We start from the raw sequence: 25,179 nt of genomic DNA on the forward strand, positions 1-25,179 counted from the left end.
ACCGTGAGCTCTGACGAATCCCGTCTCCCGGCGCACCGGTGTCGACCGGTGCCAACGCGTCATCAAGGCCGCAAACACCGCATCAGCTTACGCATGGCCCTGCTGCTCAGCGCGGTGATCGTCGCTCTCGGCCCCACCGCCGTGGCCGCCGGCCAGGCATCGGCCGCTCCCGGTGTGCCTGGTTTCGTCGGCAAGACCTACGCCTCCACCGCGGTGACCGGCGAACAGATCCCCGGCGGCGGCCCCCTCGAGGTCAGTTTTCCGGCCGCCAACCGCATCTCTCTGACCGCAGGATGCAACCGGCACATCGGTGATCTGCGCGTCGACAACTCTCTTCTGCGGCTGGGCTCACTGGCCTCGACGATGATGGCGTGCCCCGGCCCCCGGTCCCAGGCCGACGCGTGGATCACCGAGTTCACCCGCGAACCGCTCACCTGGTACTCCGTCGGGCACGCCCTGGTCCTCGTCGGCCCGGGCAGTCAGGTCCTGCTGACGGAGCGTCCGGCATGAGTCGCCGCGCGCCCGCCGTCGTGACCGTGACCGGCGCCGCCGGAAGCATCGGGTACGCGAGCGTGTTCCGCATCGCCGCGGGTGCGATGCTCGGCCACGAGCAGCCCATCGCGCTACGCCTCCTCGAACTCCCGCAGGCCCTGGCGGGAGCGGAGGGCACTGCCATGGAACTCGACGACGGGGCGTTCCCGCTGCTGAAGTCGGTCGATGTGCTCGACGACCCCCGCAAGGCCTTCGACGGTGCGAGCTTCGGTCTGCTCATCGGCGCGCGTCCGCGCACCAAGGGCATGGAGCGCGCGGACCTCCTCGCCGCCAACTCCGACATCTTCGCCGCCCAGGGCGCGGTCATCAACGACGTTGCGGCCGACGACATCCGGGTGATCGTCGTGGGAAACCCCGCCAACACGAACGCCGCGGTCGCCGCGGCTCACGCACCCGAGGTGCCCGCCGAGCGGTTCACGGCCCTCACCCGCCTGGACCACAACCGCGCTATCGCGCAGCTCGCTCGCCGCACCGGGGCGGACGTCGACGAGATCAGTCGGGTGACCATCTGGGGTAATCATTCGGCGACGCAGTACCCCGACATCTTCCACGCACGTGTGGGTGATCGCCGCGGCGCCGACATCGCCGCGGACCGGGACTGGCTCGTCGACGACTTCATCCCGACGGTCGCCCGCCGCGGAACCGCGATCATCGAGGCCCGCGGATCATCGTCGGCGGCGTCGGCGGCCAACGCCACGATCGATCACGTCCACGACTGGGTCCTCGGCACCCCGGCCGACGATTGGACGTCGGCAGCCCTGCCGTCGCCGGGTGTCTACGGCGTGCCCGAAGGCCTGGTGTGTTCGTTCCCGGTTCGTTCCGTCGACGGTCGGTGGCAGATCGTCGACGGTCTCGAGATCAACGAGTTCTCGCGCTCCCGGATCGACGCGTCGGTCGTCGAACTGCAATCCGAGCGGGACGCCGTCGACAAGCCGTAATCTCTGCCTATGTCGAAGAAGGACAAGCAGAAGCAGGCGCGGATCGGGAACAAGGTCTACGAGGCCGAGATGTTCCGGCTGCAGACCGAGCTCGTCAAACTCCAGGAATGGGTCCGCGCGAGCGGCGCACGGGTCGTGGTGATCTTCGAGGGGCGCGACGCCGCGGGCAAGGGCGGCACCATCAAACGAATCACCGAATACCTGAGCCCACGCGTCGCACGCGTCGCCGCACTCCCCGCCCCGACCGATCGCGAACGCGGGCAGTGGTACTACCAGCGATACGTCGCCCACCTGCCCGCGCCGGGTGAGATCGTGCTGTTCGACCGTTCCTGGTACAACCGCGCGGGCGTCGAGAAGGTCATGGGTTTCTGTACGCCCGAAGAACATTCGCGTTTTCTCCGGCAGACGCCGATCTTCGAGCAGATGCTGATCGACGACGGAATCCTGTTGCGCAAGTACTGGTTCTCGGTGTCCGACGACGAGCAGCTCAAGCGGTTCCGCTCACGGATGAACGACCCCGTGCGGCAATGGAAGTTGAGCCCCATGGACCTCGAGTCGGTCTACCGGTGGGAAGACTACTCTCGCGCCAAAGACGAGATGATGGTCCACACCGACACGGCGCTGAGTCCGTGGTTCGTCGTCGAATCCGACGTCAAGAAGCACGCGCGGCTCAACATGATCTCTCACCTGCTCTCGACACTCGACTACGAGGAGGTCCCGCGACCGAAGGTGTCCCTGCCGAAGCATCCGATCGAGTCCGGGAACTATCACCGGCCGCCTCGTTCCCTGTCCAAGTACGTTCCCGACCACGTGGCGACGCTGATCCGCACCGACCACTGATGTGGATCGGGTTCTGCGAGTTCGACTATCTCCTCGGTGACGTCCACTCGTTGAAACAGAAACGCTCTGTGGTGCGGCCCATCGTCGCCGATCTCCGGAAACGGTTCGCCATCTCGGCGGCCGAGGTCGGGCATCTGGATGTGCACCGGCGAGCGGTCATCGGCGTGAGTGTCGTCGCGGCCGACCGCGGCCATGTCGTGGACGTACTCGACCAGGCCGAGCGATCTGCGGCGGGTCACCCGGAGGTCGAACTCCTGTCGGTCCGGCGCCGCGTGCTCAGCGGCGACGACTTCTGACCGTGTCTCAGACCACGCCGGCGGCGACGGCTGCCCGGCGGTAGGCCTCGGCGAGCGAGTCGACGGTCTCGTGGGCGTTGAGACCGCTCGGGTTGGGGACAACCCACAGATCTGCGCCGTCCCAGGTCTCGTCCTGGCGTCCCGGAACCGCGTCGCGTCGTCCGAAAGCGCTGCGGTAGGCGGTGATTCCGGCCACGGCGACCACCCGCGGACGGATCGCGCGGACGCGCTCGAGCAGGCGGCGGCCACCCTCACGTAGTTCGTCGTCGCTGAGTTCGGCGGCGGTGGCGGTGGCGCGGGGTACGACGTTGGTGATCCCGACACCCCGGCCGAGCAGGGTCGCACGGTCCGCGTCCGACATCCCGGCGGACGCGTCGATCACGTGATCGACGATCCCGGCACGAGCGAGGGCGGGATAGAAGCGATTGCCGGGGCGGGCGAAATGTGCGCCCGTCGCGGCAGTCCACAGGCCGGGATTGATGCCGACGAACAACAACCGGCAGTCGTCTCCGACCAGGTCGTCGACCGTCCGGTCGGCGTAACCGAGCAGCTCTGCTCTCGTGAATCCCATCGGTGCCGCCGGATCAGGAGTCGGAGATCGAGGCGCCGGGCCGTTGCGCCACGCAGAACTCGTTGCCGTCCGGGTCGGCAAGCGTCACCCAGGCGAACCCGGGCATCTCGCGGTCGGCGATCTTGGTGGCCCCGGCGTTGAGCAGGCGTGCGACCTCCGAATCGAGATCCTCGCTCGTGAGATCGAGATGTATGCGGTTCTTGGCGGGCGTCGGATCGTCGACCCGCTGGAACGCCATGCGCGGCGCACCTTCGGCGAACGCCACTTCCACGAAGAACCCGCCGTTCTCCTCGACGATGCGCCCGCCGAGCTGCTCGGCCCACCAGGTGGCCAACGGCATCGGTTCACGAGTGTCCACGGTGATCTTTCCCAGCGCGAGTGTCATGGGCATCAACCTACCGGCGGGCATCAACCCACCGGCGGACGACATCTCGCCGCAGACGAGTCGGCCCACCGCTGTGCCGCGTTGCCCCACAAGGCGCCCACCAGGTGCGGCCACCACTTACACTCACGTCGATGCTCGGACTCTCGTACTCGGTCTTGGGCGGTCTCGGCGCTCAGATCGGTTCCGATGCCGTCGAACTCGGCACGCGCAAGCAACGGGCGATACTCGCGCAGCTGATCCTCGCCGAGGGCACGCCGCTGCGCGCCGACGCGCTGATCGAGGGCATCTGGGGAGACTCGCCGCCCGAACGTGCCGAGGTCTCCCTGCAGTCCTACATCTCGGGGTTGCGCAAGGCACTCGAGCCGAGCCGCCGACCCCGGAGCCCGTCCACGGTGCTGCTCACCCATGGAACCGGATACAGCCTGCCCACGACCCCGGAGCAGGTCGACCTCCGGCGGTTGACGGCCTCTCTGGCGAGCGCACGAACCCTGATGCAGCACGATGACACGGCCGCTGCCGCCCCGCTGCTCCAGCAGGTGCTCGACACCTACCGGCCGCTGTTGCCCGAGTTCGAAGGCCTGCCGTTCCGCGACGAGGCCGCCGACCACCTGGACCGGATGTTGCAGGCCGCCCGGGAGATGTCATTCGAGGCACGCATGGCAGCGGGCGACCATCACCTGCTGGTGACCGAGCTGGACAGCGCGGTGGAACGCTCGCCGCTCGACGAGGGACTGTGGGTGCTGCTCGCCACCGCGCTGTACCGCCTCGGTCGTCAGTCGGATGCCCTTGGCGCCATCGCCAACGCACGCCGCATCCTCGCCGACGAGATCGGCGTCGATCCCGGACCACGACTGCGGACCCTCGAAGGCGACATCCTCGACCACGCACCCCACCTCGACGCCCCCGCGCGGTCCGCGAGCATCACCGTCGACAGATCGGGAGCGGCGCCCACGCCGGTGTCGGTCACCTCGACGGGACCGGCGACGGCACAGTCGTCGGCGCCGGTGTCGTCTGGGTTCGAGTTCGATGAGGCGCCGACGCTGGTCGGCCGGACCGACGAGTTGTCCGTGCTGCATCGTGCGGTGCTCGCCTCGATGGCGGGGCACGGTGGTGTGGTCGTGGTCGAGGGCGAACCCGGGGCGGGCAAGACCGCACTTCTCGACGAGGCCGGCCGCCGAGCGGCCGGTGCCGCCGAGTTGCGCGTGCTGTGGGGACGCTGCGTCGACGATCCGGCGGCCCCCTCGATGTGGCCGTGGGTGCAGATCCTCGGCGCGGTTCTCCCCCGGCTCGACCCCGACGACCGAGAACGTCTGCTCGACAGTTCGCTGGGACGAATGGTGACAGAGGGCGTCAACGTGATCCCGCCGCCCCGGCAGATGCCCGACGCGGCCGCCCGATTCCAGTTCTACGACCAGGCGGCCGATCTGCTCGACGGAGTGGCGGCGACGTCGAAACTGATTATCGTGCTGGACGACCTCCAGTGGGCGGACGGGGCCTCGCTGGAGTTGTTCGCGCACATGGCCTCCCGACGCACACCGGGGGTGACGTTCTTCGCGTCGCTGCGCTCGCCGTCGTCGCGGCCGGTCGTCGCCTCGACGCTCGCGACACTGGCCCGCCTCCCGGAACACCGTCGTATCCACGTCGGCCCCCTCACGGGCGACGACATCTCGGAGCTGATCCGTCGCGAGACGCAGCAATGGCCCGAGGTGTCGACCGTGTCGTCGATCGAACGACGCACCGGGGGCAACGCGTTCTTCGTCCGCGAACTGGCGCGCATCCTCGCCGATCGCGGCTCGATCGCGGGCAGTGCCGTCCCGTCCGGCGTCCGGGACGTGGTCCGGCAGCGCCTCGTCGGTTTGCGCCCGGAGACCACCGAACTCCTCGAGCTCGCGTCGCTGATCGGGACGCGTGTGGACCTGGTCCTGCTCGCGAGCGCCGCCGGACGCCCGGTCGACGAGGCGCTCGACCTGCTCGAGCCCGCCGGTACCGCCGGGGTCATCCGTCTGGGGCCCGATGACCCGTTCGGCTTCGGGTTCAGTCACGACATCATCCGCGAGGCCATCGCCGGTGGCGTCGCCGCGATGCGCGCCCGCCGCCTGCACCTGGCGATCGCGGACGCACTCGCCGGGAACTCGTCGCCACACGCGGTCACCCGCGTCGCCCGGCACCTGTGGTCGGCGGGTCCGCTGGCCGACCGCGACCGCACCATGACAGCTCTGCTCACCGCGGGTGACATCGCGTTGCGCACCTACGATTTCGACGGTGCGCAACGCCATCTGGGTGACGCGGCGACGCTTGCGCGCAACACCGGCGATCAGCAGACCGAATTGGTGGCGATCACCACCCGGCTCGCGGGAGACGTCGCCGCACACGGGTACTTCGCCGCCGACCCCGAGCTCCAGGAGCGCGCCCGAACCCTGGCCTCGGCCCTGGGCGACACGCGGCTTCTCGCGACTCTGGACTACGCACGCTGCGCCGCCCACATCCAGATCGCCGACGCGCACACCGGACATCGACTCGCACAGGATCTACGCCGCCGCGCCGAGGATTCCGACGATCCCGTGGTCGTCCACCTCGGCATGCAGGTCGCCGGTATCGACGAGTTCACGCGGGGCAACTTCGGGGCGGCACACCGGATCCTGGACACCTACGCGCCCGTCGGAACCGATCTCGAAGGCCTCCGGGACGACCAGCTCGCGATGGCCCGCGGATTCCGCGCGTGGGCCGCCACCATCCACCTCGGCGCCGACGCCGGACGCGCACTGTTCGCATCGATGGCCGACGCGCGCCCGGACCCTCGGTCGCAATTGGGGATGGCGATCTTCGCGGTCGGCGCGGCGTCCATGCTGGGTGACGCGGACTGGGTTCTCGACGCCGGCCGGGCGATCACCGCGGGGAGCCCTGGCGCACTCGCCTACCTCCGGCGCGGGGGCGAGCGGATGTACTGGTGGGCACGGGCAATGACCGGCGACGTCGACGACGCCCTCACCAGAATCGATCAGCTCGGGGCCGACCACCACGACATGGCGGACCACCCGCGCACCGGCGAGGGATTCTGGCTCGGCCTGCACGCCGAGACGCTGGTCGTCGCCGGCAAGCTCACCGACGCCGCGGTGCTGCTCGATCGGGCCGCCGACTTCGCCGAACGCACCGGCGAACGCTATGCCGCCGCGCATCTCGCTCTGGTGCGTGCCCGCTACGAATACGCCAACGGACGCCCGGCAGCACAGGTCGGCACGACGCTGCAGAACGCCCGTGACACCGCGATCGCCCAGGAGGCCTGGGCTCTAGTGACACGGATCGACGAGCTCGGACGCACGTGGGGTCTCGCACCGCCGCGGTGACCCCCTGACCCGTGCAATGACTGCGCCCGTGCAATGACTGCGCCCGTGCGACGACTGCGCCCGTGCGACGACTGCTCGACGGCCGGATCAAGTCCGCCTCAAGTCGGCGCCAAGGGATCCCCGAGATCGTGGTCGGGTATCCGGCGCTGCCGGAGAGTTGACCACTCCCGCCGGACGACCCCGGCCCGCACTCGAGGACCCGCCGATGACCATACGACCCGCCGCCTCGCCCCCCGAGAACACCGAACGACTGGTCGTGCGCACCCGCACGTCGGTGCTCGCGCAGCTACGCGACCGCATCGCCGGCGACGTGCTCGGACCCGGCGATCCGGGCTACCTCGAGGCGCGGTCGGGGTTCAACCGGCTCGGCTGCCACCGCCCCGCGGTCATCGCCCTACCCGACAACCACTTCGACGTCGTGGAAGCGGTCCGCTTCGCCGCCGACGAGGACCTGCGCATCGCCGTCCAGGCGACCGGCCACGGAACCGGTCGGCCCGCCGACGGCGGCTTGTTGATCAACACCTCCCGGCTCACGTCGGTCATCGTGGACCCGGTGACCCGGAGAGTCCGGATCGGTGCGGGCGCCACCTGGCAGATGGTCCTCGACGCCGCAGTCCCGTACGGACTCGCACCGCTGATGGGGTCGTCGAGTGCCGTCGGCGCGGTCGGGTACACGCTCGGCGGCGGGTTCGGCTGGCTGGGACGACGTCACGGCTTGTGTGCGGATACCGTACGGAGTTTCGATCTGGTGACACCGGACGGAACGCCGATCCGCGTCACCGACGCCAGCTTTCCCGACGTCTTCTGGGCGCTGAGGGGCGGTGGCGCGGGCAGCCTCGGGGTGGTGACGTCGATGGAGATCGACCTCGCCGACGTCTCGACCGTCTACGCGGGCAACCTCTTCTACCCCGCCACCGACGCCGAGGAGATCATCCGCCGATTCCGCGACTGGGCCCCCGCCCAGTCCGAACAGCTGACCTCGGCAGTGGCCGTGCTCAACCTCCCGCCCACCGATGACGTTCCGGAGCCGTTGCGCGGACGGAGTGTCGCGGTGCTGCGGGGCTGCTGGTGCGGTGACGTCGACACCGGCCGCGCCGTCGTCGACGAGTGGCGTCGCTGGCGGAGGCCGGTCGTCGACGCCTGGGATGTCATGCCGTTCGCGGCCGTCGACGCCATCAGCATGCACCCGACCGAACCGACGCCGGTCATGGTGACCACCGAGTGGTTCGACGATCTCCCGGACGCGGCCGTGGACATCATCGCCCGACGAGTCCGCCCGCCCGCGGCCACAGCCCCGCTGATCGTGTCCGGCGAGATCCGCCATGCCGGCGGTGCGATCGCCAGGGGGGCGCGGTACGCGGTCAACGATCGCGCGCGGTCCGGGCGATTCCTGCTCGGACTCGTCGCGGTCGTCGGCGACCCCCAGGTCGCGCTGGCGGTCGAGTCCACATTGCGGGTCACGCGCACCGAACTGGCGCCATACGTGACCGGTGCGGCGTATCTGAACTTCACCTCCGGCACCGAGCGGGCCGGACGCGCTGCCGACGCCGTCAGCGCCGAGCACCGCCGCCGGCTCACGGAGATCAAGAATGCCCTCGATCCGGCCGATCGCTTCTGCCACGGGGACATCTGACTCGAACCCCTGGATGCGTGACAACCACCGCTTGCATCGGCGGGGCCCGATGTGGGCTCATGGTCGGCATGACCTCCGACGCCTCGTCCGGACCGGCCGGTGTCCGACCGTCGACGATGCTCGTCGTCGACGGCGCGAATGTCGTCGGGTCGGTCCCCGACGGGTGGTGGCGGGATCGCCGGGCGGCGGCAGAACGATTGCGGGACAGGCTCGAATCGGTCGCCGACACCGGGCTCGACGGTCTGCCGGGGCCACTGGACGTGATCCTCGTGGTGGAGGGCCGGGCTCGCGGGATCGCTCCGGGCACATCCGTCCGGGTCGTCGACGCCCCCGCATCAGGGGACGACGCGATCGTGGATGTCGTCGCCGGTTCACCTCCCGGACACGTCTGCGTCGTGGTCACGGCCGACCGCGAACTGCGCACGCGGGTGCGGGAACTCGGCGCACAGACGGTGGGTCCGTCAGCCGTCCCGCGGTGACCGCGAGCGTTCGGCCCGTTCCGGCGCCCGATTTTCGTGCCCGAGTTTCCCGATTGCCGCCGCGCATTCGCTCGCAACCCGAATAATTCTTCCCACAGTCGGCGTCGGCCGACACGGGAGGATCTCATGAACGACGTCGACGTCCTGATCGCAGGCGCCGGGCCCATCGGACTGACCGCGGCCATCGAGCTACGACGCCGCGGGGTCGGTGTCCGCATCGTCGATCCGCTTCTCGAGCCACCGCAGTATGCGAAAGCCGTTGGCATCCAACCACGGACGCTCGAGTTGTTCGAGGGCATGGGCGTGCTCGAGCAGGTCCTCGACGCCGGGATGGAGATGCGCGGACAACTCGTCTACGTCAACGGGAACCAGGTCTCGCGCGTCGACCTGATGACGCCGGCCGACGTGCCCTACCGTTTTCACCTCCTTCCCCAGTACGCGACCGAACGCATCCTGCGTGAACGACTCGCCGACCTCGGCACGGTCGTCGACCGCGGGGTGGCGGTCTCGGCGTTCGAGCAGGATGCCGACGGGGTCGCCGTGACGCTCACCGGCGATGCCGGAGACGCGACGGTTCGCGCCGGTTATCTGATCGGGGCCGACGGAGCACACAGCATCGTGCGCAAAGGCCTCGGCCTGAGCTTCGAGGGCGCTGCCTTCGACGAGCAGTACATGCTGGGCGACGTCGCGGTGGACTGGTCGATGCCGCGCGGTTATGCGATCCGGTCGATGCACCAGTCGGCGGACGGCACCTCGGACGATCTCCTGGTGTGCATACCTCTTCCCGGGCGCGGTCGCTACCGGATGTCGATGCTGGTCCCTGAGGAATTGCGCATCGCGCCGAAGTCGGGTGGCGACGGTGTCGCCCACGGGTTCGAGGGGGACCGGGCGCCGGAACTGTCCCACATCCAGGCCGTCGTCGACCGGTTGGCGCCCGAACCCGCCACCGTCTCCGACATGCGCTGGTCCTCGGTGTTCCGGATCAGTCATCGAATCGTCGACTCCTACGGTCGGGGACGGGTCTTCGTCGCGGGTGACGCCGCCCACATCCACCCGCCGACCGGCGCGCAGGGAATGAACACCGGGGTGCAGGACGCACACAACCTGGCCTGGAAGCTGGCGCTGGCGGTTGCCGGCGATGCCTCGCCGACACTGCTGGACTCCTACGACCTCGAGCGCCGGCCCGTGGGCGAGGAGGTCGTCGGCCGAACGGTCCGCGACGCGCGTGAAGGCATCGGCACCGATTCCACCGACATGGAATTCGTCATGCGACGCGAGGCGCAGCTGCTGATCTCCTATGCCGACAGCCCGATCGTCGCGGGCTCGACGATCCCGGACCGACCCGCTGCGCCACGGGCCGGCGAGCGGGCACCGGATGCCACCGGCCTCAGCCGTGAGTCGGTCAACAATCCGGTGCGTCTGTTCACGCTGCTCGGTGCGGGTGAACACTCGCTGGTCCTCTACGCGGACGCCTCCGCGGGCGCCGAAGACGTCGCGACACTGGAGTCGTTCGCCCGGGAGATCACCGCCCGATCGCACGGACATGTCGGTGTCCATGTGGTCGCGGCGCCGACGGCTCAGGTCGGCAGCACCGAGCTGCCGCTGCTGCGCGACACCGACGGCCGTTTCGCCGCCGGATACATGCCGGACGGGTCAACGGCCTTCGTCGTCCGACCCGACGGGTATCTCGGATATCGCGGACCCGTCACCGAACACGAGCCCGCTCTCGCTTTCTTGGCGTCGACGTTCCGGTAGGGGGCACCGACAGGGCCACGGCACTGCGCCCACGCGGGAGCTCCGTCGTGGTCCGTAACCTTGGACACCGTGACCATCTGGGGGCGAGCCGGGAGCAGTCGTGCCGGGGACGGTCGTGCCCGCGCCGACCGTTCTCTGTGGGGTGTCGCGGGCGACCTGGCCGACCGGGCGGGTTCGTCGCTGCGATCACGCGTCGTCGATTCAGGCATCGGTCGCGCGCTGGGTACCGGTGAATTGATCTACCTCGTCGCCCCCGCGGGTCATCCGAACTACGGCGACGAACTGATCGCGCGAACGTGGCTGCGCCATCTGGCGCGGGTTCGCCCGAACGCCACCGTCGTCCTCGACTGTCACAGCCCCGGGTCCGCCGCGGTCCTGCTGCGGGAGGCGCACCCGGACATGATCGTCGTCGACACCCTGTGGCAGCTGACCAACCATGCCGGCGAGAGCGAGGCCGCCGCGCCGTGGGAATGGGTGACGCGTGCCGCGCTCGATCCGGGAGAGGCTCCGCGCCTGGCGGCCGGTGTCGACCTCCTCAACGCCGCGACCACCATCCATCTGCTGGGCGGCGGATATCTGAACACGGTGTGGCCGCACCATGTCTCCCTGTTCGTCGCCGCGGCCGCGGTTGCCGGACGCTCGGGCGCGCGACTCGTGTCGACCGGCCAGGGGCTCGTTCCGACCCTTCGGGGAGAGTCCTGGACCGCACTGTGCGGCGCATTTGCCGGGTTCGACATCGTCGACGTCCGTGACGCGGCCTCGAGGGACGCACTCGACGGCATCGTGGACGCCCGTCACTCCGGCGACGACGCCTGGCTCGCCCTGCACCGCCCGGAACCGCAGCTCTACCGACGTGACGAACCCGGCGGACAGATCGGGACCCCCGGGTCCGAGGGCGTCATCCTGTGTCTGCAATCGGACCTGACCGAGTCGTTCACCGGTCCACGCGGGACCGGCGTCGCGGCACTCACCGACTTCGTGCGGTCGACGCTCGATGCCTGGGAGGTACCCGGGTCCGCCGTCACCGTCGTCGAGGGCATCCCCGGCCACGACTACGAGGTCGCCTACCGGCTCGGTGCGCGACTCGACGGTGCGACGGTCCTCCCCTTCCACGACGTGTGGCGGGACGGTCTGCCCGCCGGGCACCGGCAGACCTGGATCAGCACCAGATTCCACCCGCACCTCGTCGCCGCCGCCGCCGGCGATCCCGGTGTCGCGATCGTCTCGATGCCGGTGTATTACTCGACCAAGCACAGATCTCTGACCGACGCCGGATCCGACTGGACCGTCGTCGATTCTGGTACGACCATCCCGGACCGTCCCACCGGCCGCGGCTTCGACGCCGCACACCGCGCCCGGGCCGTCGAGGCCAAGCTCGCCACCGCGAACGACATCTACCCGGTGTCACGCGTGCTGGCACACCGGATCTGAGCGCGGCCGCCGAGTTGGCGTCCCCTTTCCGCCAATCCGCCCACGATCGGACGGAGTGGGACAAAATGGCGGGATGAAGCCGCGACCGCCCGTGCGTTCCGCCGTTGTCCGCATCTCGATACTCGGTGTGACGGCCGTCCTCGGTCTCGCGGGTTGCTCGCCCTCGGAGACGGCGTCCGAGGCCTCCTCCGGGTCGACGACCCCGGCGACGACGTCGGTGTCGGTCCTCGCCGACAGTGCAGCGGCTTTCCAGAAGGTTCTCGACGACACCCGCGCCTCGGGCGGGTTCCCGGGCGTGATCGCCCGGGTCATCTCACCGGCCGGAACATGGACGGGGACCTCGGGCGTACGGGCAGCGGGCGGTGACGAACCGATCGAGCCTGCCGATCACACCCGGATCGGGTCGCTCACCAAGACGATGACCGCGACGCTCCTGTTGCAACTCGTCCAGGAAGGCCGGGTCTCCCTCGACGATCCCATCAGCAAGTACGTTCCCGACGCCCCGAACGGCACCGCCACGTTGCGCCAGGTCGCCGACATGACCAGCGGCATCCCGTCCTACACCGCATCCGAGGCGTTCGACAAGCGGTTCTTCGCCGACCCCGAATCGGTGTGGACGCCAACCGAACTCGTGGACACCGCGAAGTCGCTGCCGCCCGATTTCGCACCGGGGCAGGGATGGCAGTACTCGAACACCAACTACGTCCTGTTGGGCCTGGTCATCGAGAAGGTGCTCGCCAAGCCCATCGGTGACGTGTTCGCCGACCGGATCTTCACCCGGCTGGGCATGGACGAGTCGTCGTGGCCCGGCGATTCCGTCGAGATCCCCGACCCACACGTCGACGGCCTGACCGACCAGGGTCAACCATCCGGACAGACCGTCAATTCGACCCGGTGGAATCCGTCGTTCGGATCGACCGCGGGCGCGGTCATCTCCACCATCGACGACCTGCAGACCTGGGGCGAGGCACTGTTCACCGGCCGCGGCATCCTCGATGCGTCGACCCAACAGCTGCGGCGCGACTCGATCCTCACCTCGCCGCCGCCGAACACTCCGACCGCCGGCTACGGCATCGGGATCGGCAACCGCGACGGCTGGTGGGGGCACGACGGAGACTTCCCGGGCTTCAACACATCGCTGTTCCACAACTATTCGTCGGACACCACCATCATCATCGTGGTGAACACCGACGACAACGTCACAGTCGACGGGAAGCCCACCGCGCCGGTGTATGCCGTGCAGGCCGGGTTGATCGCGGCGCTGCCGAACTGACCACAGCCACTCCGCGACCGACGTGCTGCGGCGTAAGGTCGGCGGCATGGCCAGAACAGTTGCGAAAGCCGACACCGTCGATCGCGCCGGACTGCTCGACTTCATCCGCCCGCGCCATCAGATGATCCTGAGCACCACACGATCCGATGGCAGCCCGCAGATGTCGCCGGTCACCGGCGGGGTCGACGACGAAGGTCGCATCGTCATCTCCACGTACCCCGGCCGTGCAAAAGCGGCCAACCTGCGGTCCACCCCGGTGGCGAGCGTGATGGTGTTGTCGGACGAGTTCAACGGCGCATGGGTTCAGGTCGACGGGGACGCGGAGGTCCTCGACATGCCCGAGGCCGAAGACGCACTCGTCGACTACTTCCGCAGCATCTCCGGCGAGCACCCGGACTGGGACGAGTACCGCGCGGCGATGCGTACGCAGGGCAAGTCGCTCATCCGTATCACCCCCACACGCTGGGGGCCCGTCGCCACCGGCGGCTTCCCGGCCGACGTGGCGGCCCGACTCGACGCGCACAACGACTGACGGGCACTGCAGTTGACGCACGCAGCAGTTGACCGACGCCACGGTTGACGGACTCGATGGCTGACGCACTGGGGTCGGAGGTCGTTCCGGCCGACATCGAGATCCGCGGGCTCACGAAAAGCTATGGCACACATCGTGTGCTCGACGGCATCGACCTGCACGTCCAGGCCGGCGGGGTGACCGCCCTGCTCGGGCCGAACGGTTCCGGCAAGACCACGACCGTCAGCATCGCCTCGACCCTGTTCCCCGCCGACTCCGGTTCGGTCACCATCGGCGGCTTCGACACGGTCATGCAAACACGTGCGGTGCGGTCGATGATCGGCGTGACCGGTCAGTCCGTCGCCATCGACGAGTTGTTCAGCGGCCGGGAGAACCTCGCACTGATGGCCGGGTTGCGGCACCTCGAACGCCGACACGGTCGCGCCCGAGCCGATGAGCTGCTCGAACAGTTCGACCTCACCGATGCCGCCGACCGTCTGGTGTCGACATACTCCGGCGGGATGCGACGCCGACTCGACCTCGCGATGACGCTCATCTCGACGCCGCGCGTGATCTTCCTGGACGAACCCACCACCGGACTCGACCCGCGCAGCCGTCGCGTGTTGTGGGACATGATCTCTCGGCTCGCCGCCGAGGGCGTCACCGTCCTGCTCACCACGCAGTACCTCGAGGAGGCCGACCAGTTGGCCGATCGCATCGCCGTGCTCGACCGCGGAACCATCGTCGCCGAGGGGACCGCCGCCGAACTGAAGAAACGGGTACACGATTCGGAGGTGCGGCTCACCTTCGCCGACACCGAGTCCTTCGACGCCGCACGCGACCTCCTGCCGAACGCCCGGCCCGTCACCGAATTCCGGAGGCTCGACCTCGCGACCGACGACACGGCCACCACGATGCGGACCGTACTGAATCGCCTCGACGCCGCCGGCGTCGCGGTCACCGACGTCGGCGTCCACACCCCCACCCTCGACGACGTGTTCTTCGCCCTCACCGGCGACGCCGCGCGCAGCGCCCCGGCCGATCGCACCGATCCCACCGAGGGCGAGGACACCCGATGACCGCCCTGACCCGCGCGGTGTCGGACTCTCGGGTCATGGTGCGGCGCAATGTCCGTCGGCTCATCCGGTTCCCGGTGCTCACCGTGATGCTGGTCGGCCTGCCGGTCGTGTTCCTGCTGCTGTTCGTCTTCGTGTTCGGCGGCCAGCTGGGCGCGGGCATGGTGACACCCGCAGGCGGAACCGGCCGGGCGGCCTACCTCGACTACGTGGTGCCCGGAATCGTGCTCGTCACCGTCGCATCGGCGGTCCAGGGCACCGCGATCGTGGTCGCGATGGACATGACGTCGGGCATCATCAACCGGTTCCGGACCATGGACATCAGCCGGTCGGCGGTCCTCGTCGGACATGTCCTCGCCAGTCTCGTGCAGGCGCTGTTCAGCATCGCCGTCGTCGTCGCAGTGGCGGTCGCGATCGGCTTCCGGCCCTCGGCCGATGCGGTGGACTGGGTGTGCGCCGTCGGCGTCGTCGTGCTGTTCGCCACCGCGCTGATCTGGCTGTCGGTCTATCTCGGCCTGGCGGCACAGAGCGTCGAGACTGCCAGCAACACCCCGATGTTCCTGACCCTCCTCCCGTTCCTCAGTACGGGTTTCGTCCCCGCGGACTCGCTCCCGCCCGGATTGCGACAGTTCGCGGAGCACCAGCCCTTCACTCCGGTGATCGAGGTGCTGCGCGGCACCCTGACCGGCGCGCCGTTGTCGGCGTCGAGTGTGCTCGCCTCGATCGCGTGGAGTGCCGGCATCGGCGGTGCGGCATATCTTCTGGCGCTGCGCACCTATGAACGTCGGCGCATGCCCGGTTAGGGTGTTCCCGTGCTCGACAAGGTCGACTTCAAGAAGTCGCTGGACGCATACCGAGCACGCCGCGGCGTGTTCCGGATCGTCGACGTACCGGCGATGCGCTATCTGATGATCGACGGCGCGGGCGACCCCAATTCGTCGTCCGAGTTCGCCGCAGCGATCGAGACGCTGTATCCGGTGGCCTACACGCTGAAGTTCGCGAGCCGCCGGGAGCTCGGGCGCGACTACGTCGTCCCGCCCCTCGAGGGCCTGTGGTGGGCGGACGACATGAGCGCTTTCACCGGCGCACGCGACAAGGGCCGGTGGCGGTGGACCCTCATGCTGATGGTCCCCGAATGGCTCGACGAGTCGATGACCACCGCCGCGGTCGACGAGGTCCGGTCGAAGAAACCGGCGCCCCGCCTCGACGAGCTCCGCGTGGGCGAGCTCGCCGAGGGGCTCTGCGTCCAGACGCTCCACCACGGCTCGTTCGACGACGAGGGACCCGTCCTGGCCGAGATGCACGAGACGTTCATCCCGGACAACGGTTTACGGATGTCCGGGCACCATCACGAGATCTACTTCAGCGACTTCCGCAAGGTCGCGCCGGACAGACTGCGCACTCTCCTCCGTCAACCGGTGCAGCGGGACTGAGCCTTTCGGCGCACTCACGTGCGTCGGGTCGCGCCTATAGTCGGGGCACACGGACCCGACCGAACGGAGTGTCATGTCGACGACCGTCGCAGAGAGAATTGTCCAGGAACTCGAACGTGCGGGAGTCCTTCGCGTCCACGGCCTCCCGGGCGATTCGCTCAACGGATTCACCGACGCCATCCGGCGCACCGAGGCCATCTCGTGGCGGCACGTCCGGCACGAGGAGTCGGCCGCGTTCGCCGCCTCCGCGGAAGCGGCGCTCACCGGCGAACTCGCCGTGTGCGTCGGCAGCTGCGGGCCGGGAAACCTGCACTTGATCAACGGCCTGTTCGACGCTCACCGCAGCCGTGTACCGGTGCTGGCCATCGCGGCACACATACCCGCGACCGAGATCGGCACCGGCTACTTCCAGGAGACCCATCCCGAGCAGTTGTTCCGAGAGTGCAGCGCTTATTGCGAGATGGTCAGCACACCCGACCAGATGCCGCGTCTCCTCGACATCGCCCTGCGAACAGCCGTCGAACGCCGGGATGTCGCGGTCCTCGTGATCCCCGGCGAGACATTCCTCGCCCCGTGCCCGCCTCGGCGAGCGGGTGCACCGATCCGCCGGACCCCGCGCGTGACCCGCCCCACCGACTCCGAGATGAACCGCGCCGCCGCCACTCTCAACGCCGCCGACAAGGTGACCATCCTCGCCGGCGCCGGTGTCGAGGGCGCCCACGACGAGGTCGTCGACCTCGCCCGCGTGTTGCAGGCCCCGATCGTGCACGCCCTGCGCGGCAAGGAGTTCATCGAGTACGACAACCCCTATGACGTCGGGATGACCGGGCTGCTCGGCTTCTCGTCGGGGTATCGGGCGATCGAGAAGTGCGACACGCTGCTCATGCTCGGCACCGACTTCCCGTACGAGCAGTTCTATCCGTCGAAGGCGACGATCATCCAGGTCGACATCCGTGGTGAACAGATCGGCCGTCGCTGCCCCGTCGACCTTCCGCTGGTGGGCGATGTCGGGGACACCGTGCGCGCACTGCTGCCACTCCTCGACGACGATCGCGATTCCGCTCACCTGTCCACGTCGTTGCAGCACTACGTCAAGGCGCGGCGCCGTCTCGACGAGCTCGCCGACAACGACCGGAACCGGGCACCGATCCATCCGCAGTATCTCACGCGCCTGCTCAGCGAAAAGGCCGCCGACGACGCCGTCTTCATCCCCGACGTCGGATCACCGGTGGTGTGGGCGGCGCGGTATCTCCACATGAACGGCGCCCGCCGTCTCATCGGGTCGTTCACCCACGGGTCGATGGCGAACGCGGTCTCGCAGGCGGTCGGTGCGCAGACCGCGTTCCCGGACCGCCAGGTCATCGCCCTCGCGGGTGACGGCGGGCTGGCGATGCTTCTGGGTGAGCTGCTCACCATCACGCAGAACGACCTCCCGATCAAGATCGTCGTCTTCGACAACTCGTCGCTGAACTTCGTCGAGGTCGAGATGAAGGCGGCCGGGTTCGTCAACTACGGCACCGATCTGGAGAACCCCGATTTCGCCGCCCTCGCCGAAGCGGTGGGCATACACGGGCGACGAGTCGAACAACCGGACGATCTCGCCGGGGCGGTCGAGGAGTTCCTCGCCCACGACGGCCCGGCCCTGCTCGACGTCGTGACGGCACGGCAGGAACTGTCCATCCCGCCCGCGATCACCGCCGCCCAGGCGAAGGGTTTCACCCTGTATGCCCTGCGCACGGTGCTGTCCGGTCGCGGTGACGAGCTGATCGATCTCGCCGAGACCAACGTGTTCCGCCGGTTGTTCGACTGACCTACCACCGGACGGTGAACCGACCGTCCTTTGCATCGGCGTCGACGGAGTAGGCAGTAGACGTGCGCGAACAGACCACCCAGTGATACACATGAGGAGATTCGTCTCACCTGCTGGGAGTGCCTTGTCCACGTTTTCGCAGACCGTCGTCGACGCCGATGCACCGGTCTTTCCCACCGCCGTGACCTACCGCTCCGCCATCGACAACCGACGTCTGACGCGGTTGCGAACGCTGGTACGCAAGGTCAGCGGCAAGGACCTGTTTCCCGAGCCGCACCATCTGCGGACCTTTGCCGAGGACATGTTCCGTACCGATCCCGTGGCCGAGCGGTTCGTCGACGAGGTCTACGGAACCCTCGGCGGCGACGCAGCGCGAGCCCTCCTCGACAAAGCCCTCACGGACGGCCTCGACAGCATCCCCGATCCACCGGCCGCGCTCGTCGAACTCTTCGAGGAGTTCGAGACGGTGCCCGACTGGGTCGACCCAGCGCTGATCGCAGAAGGCGAGGCGATCTGGCGACGCTGGGGAACGGGCCTGTTCAGCGTGGCCGGCGGGATCACCCTCGAGATGTACACCGAGTCCGCCGTCGCGAAACCGCTGTCGCTGGCAGGCGGATACGCGGGCGACAACGCACTGCGCAGATTCCTGGAGACAGCACGCTTCTGGATCGACGTGTCGCAGCCCGATGCGCTGCTGACGCCGGGGTCCGACGGCCGGGCGACGGCGATGCGAGTGCGCGTCATGCACGTTTGGGTCCGTCGCACCGTTGCCGAGCACCCGGAATGGGATCGGCAACGCTGGGGCGACCCGATCAGCCAGTCGTATCAGCTGCTCACCCTGTTGGGCGGCAGCGTCGTCCCGGCGATGGCGCTCTGGCTGACCGGCGTCCAGACCACACCTCGCGAGATTCGGGTGCTGTTGCACTACCAGCGGTATCTGGGACATCTTCTCGGCGTGCGCACCCAGTGGTATCCCGAGACGATCGCCGATTCACTGCGATTGCTGGCGTTCGTGGGGGCCACCCGCAGCTACGACGCGGGTGCCGACGGAGCCGAACTGATCGAGTCGTTCCCCGCGGCCTTTGCCGACGAGTCCGCGACGGGACTCAAACGACTGCGGGGCAAGTACAACGCGATGATGTACGCGGCCTACTCCAGCATCTACATGATGCCGACCACCCGTCTGCGTTACGACTTGCCCAACCCCGTCCCGGGCATCGCGCTCGTCCTGCTCCGGATGCCGGTCGTGGTGCTCAGCGAGACCTTGCGCCGCATCTCCCCCGCCTTCCGCCGTATCCACGAACAACTCATGTGCCGGCATCGGGAGAATTGGCACGACTGGCAGACATCAGGACGGCCCGCGGAATACGCCCACGGCAAGGGCCTGCGACGCTGAGGTGGCCGGACGCCGACCGCCGGAAAGTTACTCCCGAGTTTGACTCGCTCGCACGCACCATTAGCGTGGTCGGAATGACCCAGACTCCCACCAGTGCCCCGACCGTGTCCGATGACGCCCCGGGGCTCGAGTCCCGCGTCGGCCACTATTACCGCCTCGACGACAGCTATCACGTCGGCCGAGAGAAGATCCGTGAATACGCACGCGCGGTGCAGGACTACCATCCGGCTCATTGGGAGCCCGAAGCCGCTGCCGCACTTGGCTTTTCCGGACTCGTTGCGCCGTTGACATTCACCTCCATCCCGGCGATGGCCGCCAACCGCGATCTGTTCGAGTCGGTCATCGTCGGCTACGACACCTACGTCCAGACCGAGCAGGTCTTCGAACAGCACCGGCCCATCGTCGCGGGTGATCAACTCGTCACCGATGTGGAGCTGTCGAGCGTCCGCAAAGTCGCGGGTCGTGAACTGGTGACGGTGACGAACACCATGACCGATGCCGCGGGCGAACGTGTGCACACCATGCACACCACCGTCGTCGGCGTCACCTCCGACGAGGTGGACCCGGAACTCGGTCCCGCCGTGCGCAAGGTGATGATGCACGACGTCAACATCTTCAGTCACGACGAGGCCGCGGATCTCTACGTGAAAACGGTGCGCCCCGAGGGCGAGATCCGTATCGCCGACGACGCGGGCCGACCCTCGGGTGCCCGTTCATTCGACGAGTTGTCGGTCGGAGACGAGCTGCCGCTGCACAATGCGCGGCTGTCCCGTGGCGATCTCGTCAACTACGGCGGTGTGGCCGGCGACGCGAACCCGATCCACTGGGACGAGTCGGTCGCCAAGCTGGCCGGCCTGCCCGACGTGATCGCCCACGGCATGCTCACGATGGGGCTGGGCGCGGCGTTCGTGGCGTCGTGGTCGGGCGATCCGGGAGCCGTGACCCGCTACTCGGTGCGCTTGTCGCAGACGGTGCCGGTGTCGGCGGCCGACGGCGGGCACATCGAGTTCAGCGGACGGATCAAGTCGCTGGATCCCGAGACGCGCTCGGGCGTGGTCATCATCGTCGCCAAGTCGGGTGGCCGCAAGGTCTTCGGGCTGGCCACGATGAACATCCGGTTCTCCTAGCCCCACTGACGGAACCCAGATGGGCGGCGGATGTCAGTACTCGCCTTTGATCACGAAGTAGGAGCCGCGGATGACGCCGGCGAGTTTCGACTTCTGACGAGCGAACTTGAACTTCGTCTCGAGTTCGGCCGGCACCTCCATGCCGTCGGACAATTTGAAGCCGACGGCGCGTTTTCCGGACGGATCGTAACCCCACATCACGTTGACGGCCAGACCGGACTCGTAGAACACATAGGACATGTGCACCCGCGCGTCGGGGTCACCGACCTCGAAGTCGCTGACCTCGAGTGCGGGCGAGTCGATGGTGATGTAACGCTCGGTGGCCAGAATCCGTTCGACGCGCGCCAGCACATCGGGTGCATCGGCGGCCGGAACGACGGTGAAGTCGTGGCCGAATTTCGTCTTGTAATACCTGGCCTCGTTCGCACGCAACCCGGCGAGCGCATCTGCCACCGGTGAGGCTTCGAGTCCCTCCGTGGAGACATCCTTGAAATCGATGACGTGACCCATGCTCACACTCCTCGGGAAGGCGCTCGTTCCAGACTAAAGCCCCCGACCTCGTCGATCGGGGGCTTTGAGGGTCCTGCGTACGGTCACTCCAGGACGAACACGGGGATCTGTCGATCGGTCTTCGTCTGGTACTCCGCATAGGGCGGGAAGGCTGCGACTGCGAGCTCCCACCAGTGGTCGCGCTCGTCACCGTCGCTCAGCTCGCGGGCCGTCAGTTCTTTCACCTCGGTGCCATCCTGCGCGGTGACCTGCGGGTTTGCTTTCACGTTGTGGTACCACGCCGGGTGCTCGGGTGCGCCGCCCTTCGAGGCGACCATGAGGTACTTGCCGTTTTCCTCGACGCGCATGAGGGGTACGTAGCGCTTCTTGCCGGACTTGGCGCCCGTGGTGGTGAACAGGACGATCGGGCGATCCATCACCGTCACGCCGTCGGTGGTGCCCTGCTCGAGAATCTTCTCGGTCTGCTCGCGGACCCAGCCTTCGGGACTCAATTCTGCGTTAGCACTCATGCTGGCCTCCAACACCGCGAGATCGTTGTTTATTCCGCCCTCTGTCCCGCCCAGTGTTGTGCACAAGCGTCCGAGGGTGTGGTTATGGTGTCCGCACCACAGGAAAGAACAGGCTGTCCGATGACCTCCTCGCCATCGCCCGTCACCGCGTCGCGGGCCCTTCTCGCGACACCGGTCGGCGTGATCGCCGTCGACTCCGACGGTCTGGCCGTGGTGGGCATCTCCTGGCAGGACGGTTCGTCGCCGCACACCGAAGCTGCCTCCGATCCTGTTCTCACCGAGGCGATTCGGCAGCTACGCGCCTATTTCGGCGGTTCACTGATCGAGTTCGACCTACCCGTCTGTCTCGACCGGCTATCCGGCGCGGCGCGCGCTGTCCTGACGGCCCTGCAGCGCGAGGTCGCGCACGGCCAGACGATCACCTACGGCGAACTCGCGGCATTGAGCGGCACCCGGATGTCGGCACGCGGCGTGGGGACGATCATGGGTTGCAACCCGGTCCCGCTGGTGATCCCCTGCCATCGAGTCGTCGCCGGCGACGGCCTCGGCGGCTACTCGGGTGGCGCCCACGGTCAGGGACTCTCGACCAAACGGTGGCTGCTCGAGTTCGAGGGTGCCCTGCCGCCGACGCTCTTCTGAACGGTCGAGGCCCGGCGCCCCCGTGCGGAGGTTCCGCAGACATCGGATCATCGGGGCGAAGAAGCCAGATGCTCGCCGATCAGCGACTGCAATCGTGCAGCGTCGGGACCGAGCCATACCGAGAGGTGGGTGCCCGTGTCGACGGTCTCCAGACGTGCGTCGGGCGCTTGATCGACGGCGATGCGACTCTGTTCGTACGGGACGTCGGCGTCGGTGCGCGCGTGGATCGCCAGGACCGGCGCGATGATGTTCCCCAATGGCAGATCGAGATCGCGGAACTGGTCGAAGTCGTTGTCGAAGCCTGCTTTTCGATCGCCGGACACCGTACCGAACAGGTCCGTGACGAGGGCGTGCTGATCGTCGTCGGCGACGATCTCGTCGGTCAGGGCACGGATCTGCGCCCGTGAGAGGTCACCTTCCCCGGAGAGCAGCGTGGAGATCGCGGTGGACGGCGCCTTGGCCGCCAACGTCGTGGCCAGCCATTGCCCGACGCGGGTGAACAGCAACATCTCTTCGGACAGTTCGAGCCTCCCGCGCAGCGTGCTCCGCGGATCGAACCGGGTGCTCACCGCCGCGACTGCCACCATCGCCGCCAACCGGTCCCCCGCGGCGGCAGCCAACGTATAGGCGGCGGGACCGCCGCCCGACCAGCACATCACCGCGAACCGCTCGATCCCCAGCTCGGTGAGAAGTGCATCGACGAGCCCGGCCTGTTGCGCGGGCGTCCGGGTGCCAGGACCCAGCGGCGTACCGAGATACCCCGGCCGCGACATCGCGATCACCCGGTGCGACCCACCGAGGAAACGCGCCATCAGGGCGCCCTGGTCGTATCCCCCGGGCGAACCGTGCAGGAACACCACGGCAGGACCGGTGCCGACGTCCACGTACTCGATCGGTCCGGCCGGGGTGTGCGCGATCGAAGGTTCCGCGGGCGCGATGTCGGTGCGGTCGAGTCCCATGTGCAGACCTCCAGGGTGCGGCGACGGTGGTGCGAGGGTAGCCCCATGCGCCCGGACGTGGAGCACTTGCGCGGAACACGGCGCGCGTTCGACCACACCACCCATTCGCGCCGGAACCGGCTGTAGGGCCTCTCGAAACTCTTTGAGACACTTTTGCGACTTTAGAGAACGACTTTCGCGCTCAGGTCGCGAAATCATGGCGATTTCATCCGACCGTCTCGAAATATCAGCGCGTCGCGAAACCTCTCGCAATACTTTTGAGATACGCTGCTCCGGTGACAGACGGAACGACGGACGGGCCGCCGGGCATGACTCTGGGCTACGCCCGCGAGACCCCCGGCACCCAAGCGCTCCTCCCCCAGATCGATGCGCTCACCGATGCGGGCGTTGACCCTGCGCGCATCTACACAGACGCGGGCGACCGGCACCGGGTGGGTGACCACCGCCCGGGAATGACGGCGCTTCTCGACTACGCGCGAGCCGGAGACACGACCGTGGTCGTGGGGATCGACCGCCTGGGTACGACCCCACACGAGGTGATGGCGATCGCGAATGAACTCACCGGCCGGCGGATCGGCCTCCGATCCCTGCGCGAAGGCATCGACACCGACGATCCCGCGGGCGCGATGATCGTCGCCGTCCTGGCGTCGTTCGCGGGGCTCGACGACGCACCCGGCCCACAGACACTCTCGCGCCGCGTCGCACGCGGCAGTTCGGCACGAACGATCGGCCGCCCTCGGGCGCTTGACGCCGAACAGATCGCACGCGCCGAGCAGATGCGCGCCCGCGGGGAATCCGTGCCGCGGATCGCGCAGGAACTCGGGGTCAGTCGGGCGACGCTCTACCGCACCCTCGCCGAAAGGCGTTCGGTCCGATGAAAAATCCAGACTCAGACCTGCCCGAACTCGACATCGTCACCGAATACGGCGTCGTCACGCGGCTGCCCACGTCGTTCCCCATCTACGACGCCGACCTCGACGCCCACCTCGATCCCGACCTGTTCCAGAAGGGTTTCGTCGACGCGGAGGCAGAGCTCTGTGCACTTCCGGCGCCGTGGGCTCGACAATTGGCATCATCGGTCCTCGCATGCCCGCCCGATCCCGACGACGAGGAACCGAGTTACACACGCGGTTATCGCGCGGCGCTGTACGGGTATGTGCGGCACGGGTCCATCTGACGCCACCTCTCGACTCCTGAGTGGCCGCTACCGTGGGAGTGTGAACGCCCACAACGATGTTCGGCTTGCAACACCGGACGATTCCGCGCGCCTGGCCGAGTTGCTCGATGCGTTCAATCGCGAGTACGACGAACCATCCCCTGGCCCGGCTGCGCTGGAGCGGCGACTGACCGAATTGCTGGGCAGAGCCGCGACATTCGCCGTGGTGGCCGGGAACCCGATCGTCTCGCTGGGGCTGGTCACCATCCGCACCAATGTGTGGCTCGACGGCGGTATCGCACTTCTCGACGAGATGTACACGGTTCCAGCGGAACGCAGCCGTGGACTGGGCAGTGCGGTTCTCACCGCGGCCGTCGAGGAGGCAACACGGCGGGGCGCCGGGGAGTTCGAGATCGAGGTCGACGAACCCGACGTCGACGCGCACCGCTTCTACGCACGTCATGGGTTTCCGCTTCGCGACCCCGAAACCGGTGACCGCTCCTTCGTCTTACGCAAAGAGATCGGTGCCTGAGCCTCCGGCGCCGTAGGGTACACA

The 25,179-nt window shown here is 68.2% G+C and carries 26 protein-coding genes; 21 read left to right on the top strand and 5 right to left on the bottom strand.

Going from position 1 to position 25,179, the window contains the following annotated elements:
- Positions 1 to 93: 93 nt before the first annotated feature.
- The 4 genes from MAY35_RS05130 to MAY35_RS05145 are packed head-to-tail and all read left to right on the top strand — an operon-like array spanning position 94 to position 2,626.
- Positions 94 to 510, top strand: a complete 417-nt coding sequence (locus tag MAY35_RS05130) for an META domain-containing protein (protein WP_238419813.1) — start codon at positions 94 to 96, stop codon at positions 508 to 510.
- Positions 507 to 1,490: a malate dehydrogenase gene (locus tag MAY35_RS05135; protein WP_238419734.1), complete on the top strand. Its 984-nt coding sequence runs from the start codon at positions 507 to 509 to the stop codon at positions 1,488 to 1,490. The genes MAY35_RS05130 and MAY35_RS05135 overlap by 4 nt, the downstream gene beginning before the upstream one ends.
- A 9-nt stretch (positions 1,491 to 1,499) precedes the next feature.
- Positions 1,500 to 2,330, top strand: coding sequence for a polyphosphate kinase 2 (gene ppk2 / locus MAY35_RS05140; protein ID WP_238419735.1), 831 nt, complete (start codon positions 1,500 to 1,502; stop codon positions 2,328 to 2,330).
- Positions 2,330 to 2,626 (top strand): DUF503 domain-containing protein, encoded by a 297-nt coding sequence (locus tag MAY35_RS05145; RefSeq protein WP_238419736.1) that lies wholly within the window; start codon positions 2,330 to 2,332, stop codon positions 2,624 to 2,626. The genes ppk2 and MAY35_RS05145 overlap by 1 nt, the downstream gene beginning before the upstream one ends.
- 7 nt (positions 2,627 to 2,633) lie before the next feature.
- On the opposite strand, the gene MAY35_RS05150 is transcribed toward MAY35_RS05145, so the two are convergent.
- Both MAY35_RS05150 and MAY35_RS05155 read right to left on the bottom strand, forming a co-directional pair.
- Positions 2,634 to 3,197: a mismatch-specific DNA-glycosylase gene (locus MAY35_RS05150; protein WP_238419737.1), complete on the bottom strand. Its 564-nt coding sequence runs from the start codon at positions 3,195 to 3,197 to the stop codon at positions 2,634 to 2,636.
- Between the two features lie 13 nt (positions 3,198 to 3,210).
- Positions 3,211 to 3,582 carry a VOC family protein gene (locus MAY35_RS05155; protein WP_238419738.1) on the bottom strand — a complete coding sequence of 124 codons (372 nt, stop codon included), beginning with the start codon at positions 3,580 to 3,582 and terminating at the stop codon, positions 3,211 to 3,213.
- A gap of 131 nt (positions 3,583 to 3,713) precedes the next feature.
- Between MAY35_RS05155 and MAY35_RS05160 the strand changes: the two genes are divergently transcribed.
- From MAY35_RS05160 to MAY35_RS05220, 13 genes are all read left to right on the top strand, one after another.
- Complete coding sequence (locus MAY35_RS05160) at positions 3,714 to 6,926, top strand: BTAD domain-containing putative transcriptional regulator (RefSeq protein WP_238419740.1); 3,213 nt, start codon at positions 3,714 to 3,716, stop codon at positions 6,924 to 6,926.
- Between the two features lie 205 nt (positions 6,927 to 7,131).
- The gene (locus MAY35_RS05165; RefSeq protein ID WP_238419741.1) at positions 7,132 to 8,559 is read left to right on the top strand and encodes an FAD-binding oxidoreductase; all 1,428 of its coding nucleotides are present in this window, start codon (positions 7,132 to 7,134) and stop codon (positions 8,557 to 8,559) included.
- Positions 8,560 to 8,627: 68 nt separating this feature from the next.
- Entirely contained in the window at positions 8,628 to 9,038 is a 411-nt protein-coding gene (locus tag MAY35_RS05170) for a hypothetical protein (protein ID WP_238419814.1), read from the top strand.
- Between the two features lie 126 nt (positions 9,039 to 9,164).
- Positions 9,165 to 10,793, top strand: coding sequence for an FAD-dependent monooxygenase (locus MAY35_RS05175; RefSeq protein ID WP_238419742.1), 1,629 nt, complete (start codon positions 9,165 to 9,167; stop codon positions 10,791 to 10,793).
- A 69-nt stretch (positions 10,794 to 10,862) separates the two neighbouring features.
- Complete coding sequence (locus MAY35_RS05180; protein WP_374237921.1) at positions 10,863 to 12,224, top strand: polysaccharide pyruvyl transferase family protein; 1,362 nt, start codon at positions 10,863 to 10,865, stop codon at positions 12,222 to 12,224.
- 73 nt (positions 12,225 to 12,297) lie between these two features.
- On the top strand, positions 12,298 to 13,497 hold the full coding sequence (locus MAY35_RS05185) for a serine hydrolase (protein WP_238419743.1): 1,200 nt from the start codon (positions 12,298 to 12,300) through the stop codon (positions 13,495 to 13,497).
- A gap of 46 nt (positions 13,498 to 13,543) precedes the next feature.
- On the top strand, positions 13,544 to 14,029 hold the full coding sequence (locus MAY35_RS05190) for a PPOX class F420-dependent oxidoreductase (protein ID WP_238419744.1): 486 nt from the start codon (positions 13,544 to 13,546) through the stop codon (positions 14,027 to 14,029).
- A gap of 56 nt (positions 14,030 to 14,085) precedes the next feature.
- On the top strand, positions 14,086 to 15,087 hold the full coding sequence (locus tag MAY35_RS05195) for an ATP-binding cassette domain-containing protein (protein ID WP_238419745.1): 1,002 nt from the start codon (positions 14,086 to 14,088) through the stop codon (positions 15,085 to 15,087).
- Positions 15,084 to 15,887, top strand: a complete 804-nt coding sequence (locus tag MAY35_RS05200; protein ID WP_238419746.1) for an ABC transporter permease — start codon at positions 15,084 to 15,086, stop codon at positions 15,885 to 15,887. Before MAY35_RS05195 ends, MAY35_RS05200 begins: the two co-directional genes overlap by 4 nt.
- A 9-nt stretch (positions 15,888 to 15,896) precedes the next feature.
- On the top strand, positions 15,897 to 16,517 hold the full coding sequence (locus MAY35_RS05205; protein ID WP_238419748.1) for a GyrI-like domain-containing protein: 621 nt from the start codon (positions 15,897 to 15,899) through the stop codon (positions 16,515 to 16,517).
- Positions 16,518 to 16,590: 73 nt separating this feature from the next.
- Positions 16,591 to 18,327: a ubiquinone-dependent pyruvate dehydrogenase gene (gene poxB, locus MAY35_RS05210; RefSeq protein ID WP_238419750.1), complete on the top strand. Its 1,737-nt coding sequence runs from the start codon at positions 16,591 to 16,593 to the stop codon at positions 18,325 to 18,327.
- 124 nt (positions 18,328 to 18,451) lie between these two features.
- Complete coding sequence (locus MAY35_RS05215; RefSeq protein ID WP_238419751.1) at positions 18,452 to 19,723, top strand: oxygenase MpaB family protein; 1,272 nt, start codon at positions 18,452 to 18,454, stop codon at positions 19,721 to 19,723.
- A 74-nt stretch (positions 19,724 to 19,797) separates the two neighbouring features.
- Positions 19,798 to 20,850: a fused (3R)-hydroxyacyl-ACP dehydratase subunits HadA/HadB gene (locus MAY35_RS05220; RefSeq protein ID WP_238419752.1), complete on the top strand. Its 1,053-nt coding sequence runs from the start codon at positions 19,798 to 19,800 to the stop codon at positions 20,848 to 20,850.
- Positions 20,851 to 20,883: 33 nt separating this feature from the next.
- Here the strand turns inward: MAY35_RS05220 and MAY35_RS05225 are convergent, their stop codons facing one another.
- Entirely contained in the window at positions 20,884 to 21,360 is a 477-nt protein-coding gene (locus tag MAY35_RS05225; RefSeq protein WP_238419753.1) for a phage tail protein, read from the bottom strand.
- A gap of 83 nt (positions 21,361 to 21,443) precedes the next feature.
- Positions 21,444 to 21,869, bottom strand: coding sequence for a nitroreductase family deazaflavin-dependent oxidoreductase (locus tag MAY35_RS05230; RefSeq protein ID WP_238419754.1), 426 nt, complete (start codon positions 21,867 to 21,869; stop codon positions 21,444 to 21,446).
- 120 nt (positions 21,870 to 21,989) lie between these two features.
- Here MAY35_RS05230 and MAY35_RS05235 point away from each other — a divergent pair, with 120 nt between their 5' ends.
- Positions 21,990 to 22,508: a methylated-DNA--[protein]-cysteine S-methyltransferase gene (locus MAY35_RS05235; RefSeq protein ID WP_238419755.1), complete on the top strand. Its 519-nt coding sequence runs from the start codon at positions 21,990 to 21,992 to the stop codon at positions 22,506 to 22,508.
- A 47-nt stretch (positions 22,509 to 22,555) separates the two neighbouring features.
- Here the strand turns inward: MAY35_RS05235 and MAY35_RS05240 are convergent, their stop codons facing one another.
- Positions 22,556 to 23,467 carry an alpha/beta fold hydrolase gene (locus MAY35_RS05240; RefSeq protein ID WP_238419756.1) on the bottom strand — a complete coding sequence of 304 codons (912 nt, stop codon included), beginning with the start codon at positions 23,465 to 23,467 and terminating at the stop codon, positions 22,556 to 22,558.
- Positions 23,468 to 23,775: 308 nt separating this feature from the next.
- Between MAY35_RS05240 and MAY35_RS05245 the strand changes: the two genes are divergently transcribed.
- Genes MAY35_RS05245 through MAY35_RS05255 form a run of 3 tightly spaced genes read left to right on the top strand, consistent with a single transcriptional unit; the run spans position 23,776 to position 25,155 of the window.
- Positions 23,776 to 24,345, top strand: coding sequence for a recombinase family protein (locus MAY35_RS05245; RefSeq protein ID WP_238419817.1), 570 nt, complete (start codon positions 23,776 to 23,778; stop codon positions 24,343 to 24,345).
- Positions 24,342 to 24,644, top strand: a complete 303-nt coding sequence (locus MAY35_RS05250) for a hypothetical protein (protein WP_238419757.1) — start codon at positions 24,342 to 24,344, stop codon at positions 24,642 to 24,644. The genes MAY35_RS05245 and MAY35_RS05250 overlap by 4 nt, the downstream gene beginning before the upstream one ends.
- Before the next feature lie 40 nt (positions 24,645 to 24,684).
- A complete protein-coding gene (locus MAY35_RS05255; protein ID WP_238419758.1) occupies positions 24,685 to 25,155 on the top strand; it encodes a GNAT family N-acetyltransferase in 471 nt (156 codons plus the stop codon).
- Positions 25,156 to 25,179: the final 24 nt, after the last annotated feature.

It is taken from the genome of Gordonia sp. 'Campus', assembly GCF_022206305.1.
In the GTDB taxonomy this organism is placed as follows: Bacteria; Actinomycetota; Actinomycetes; order Mycobacteriales; family Mycobacteriaceae; genus Gordonia.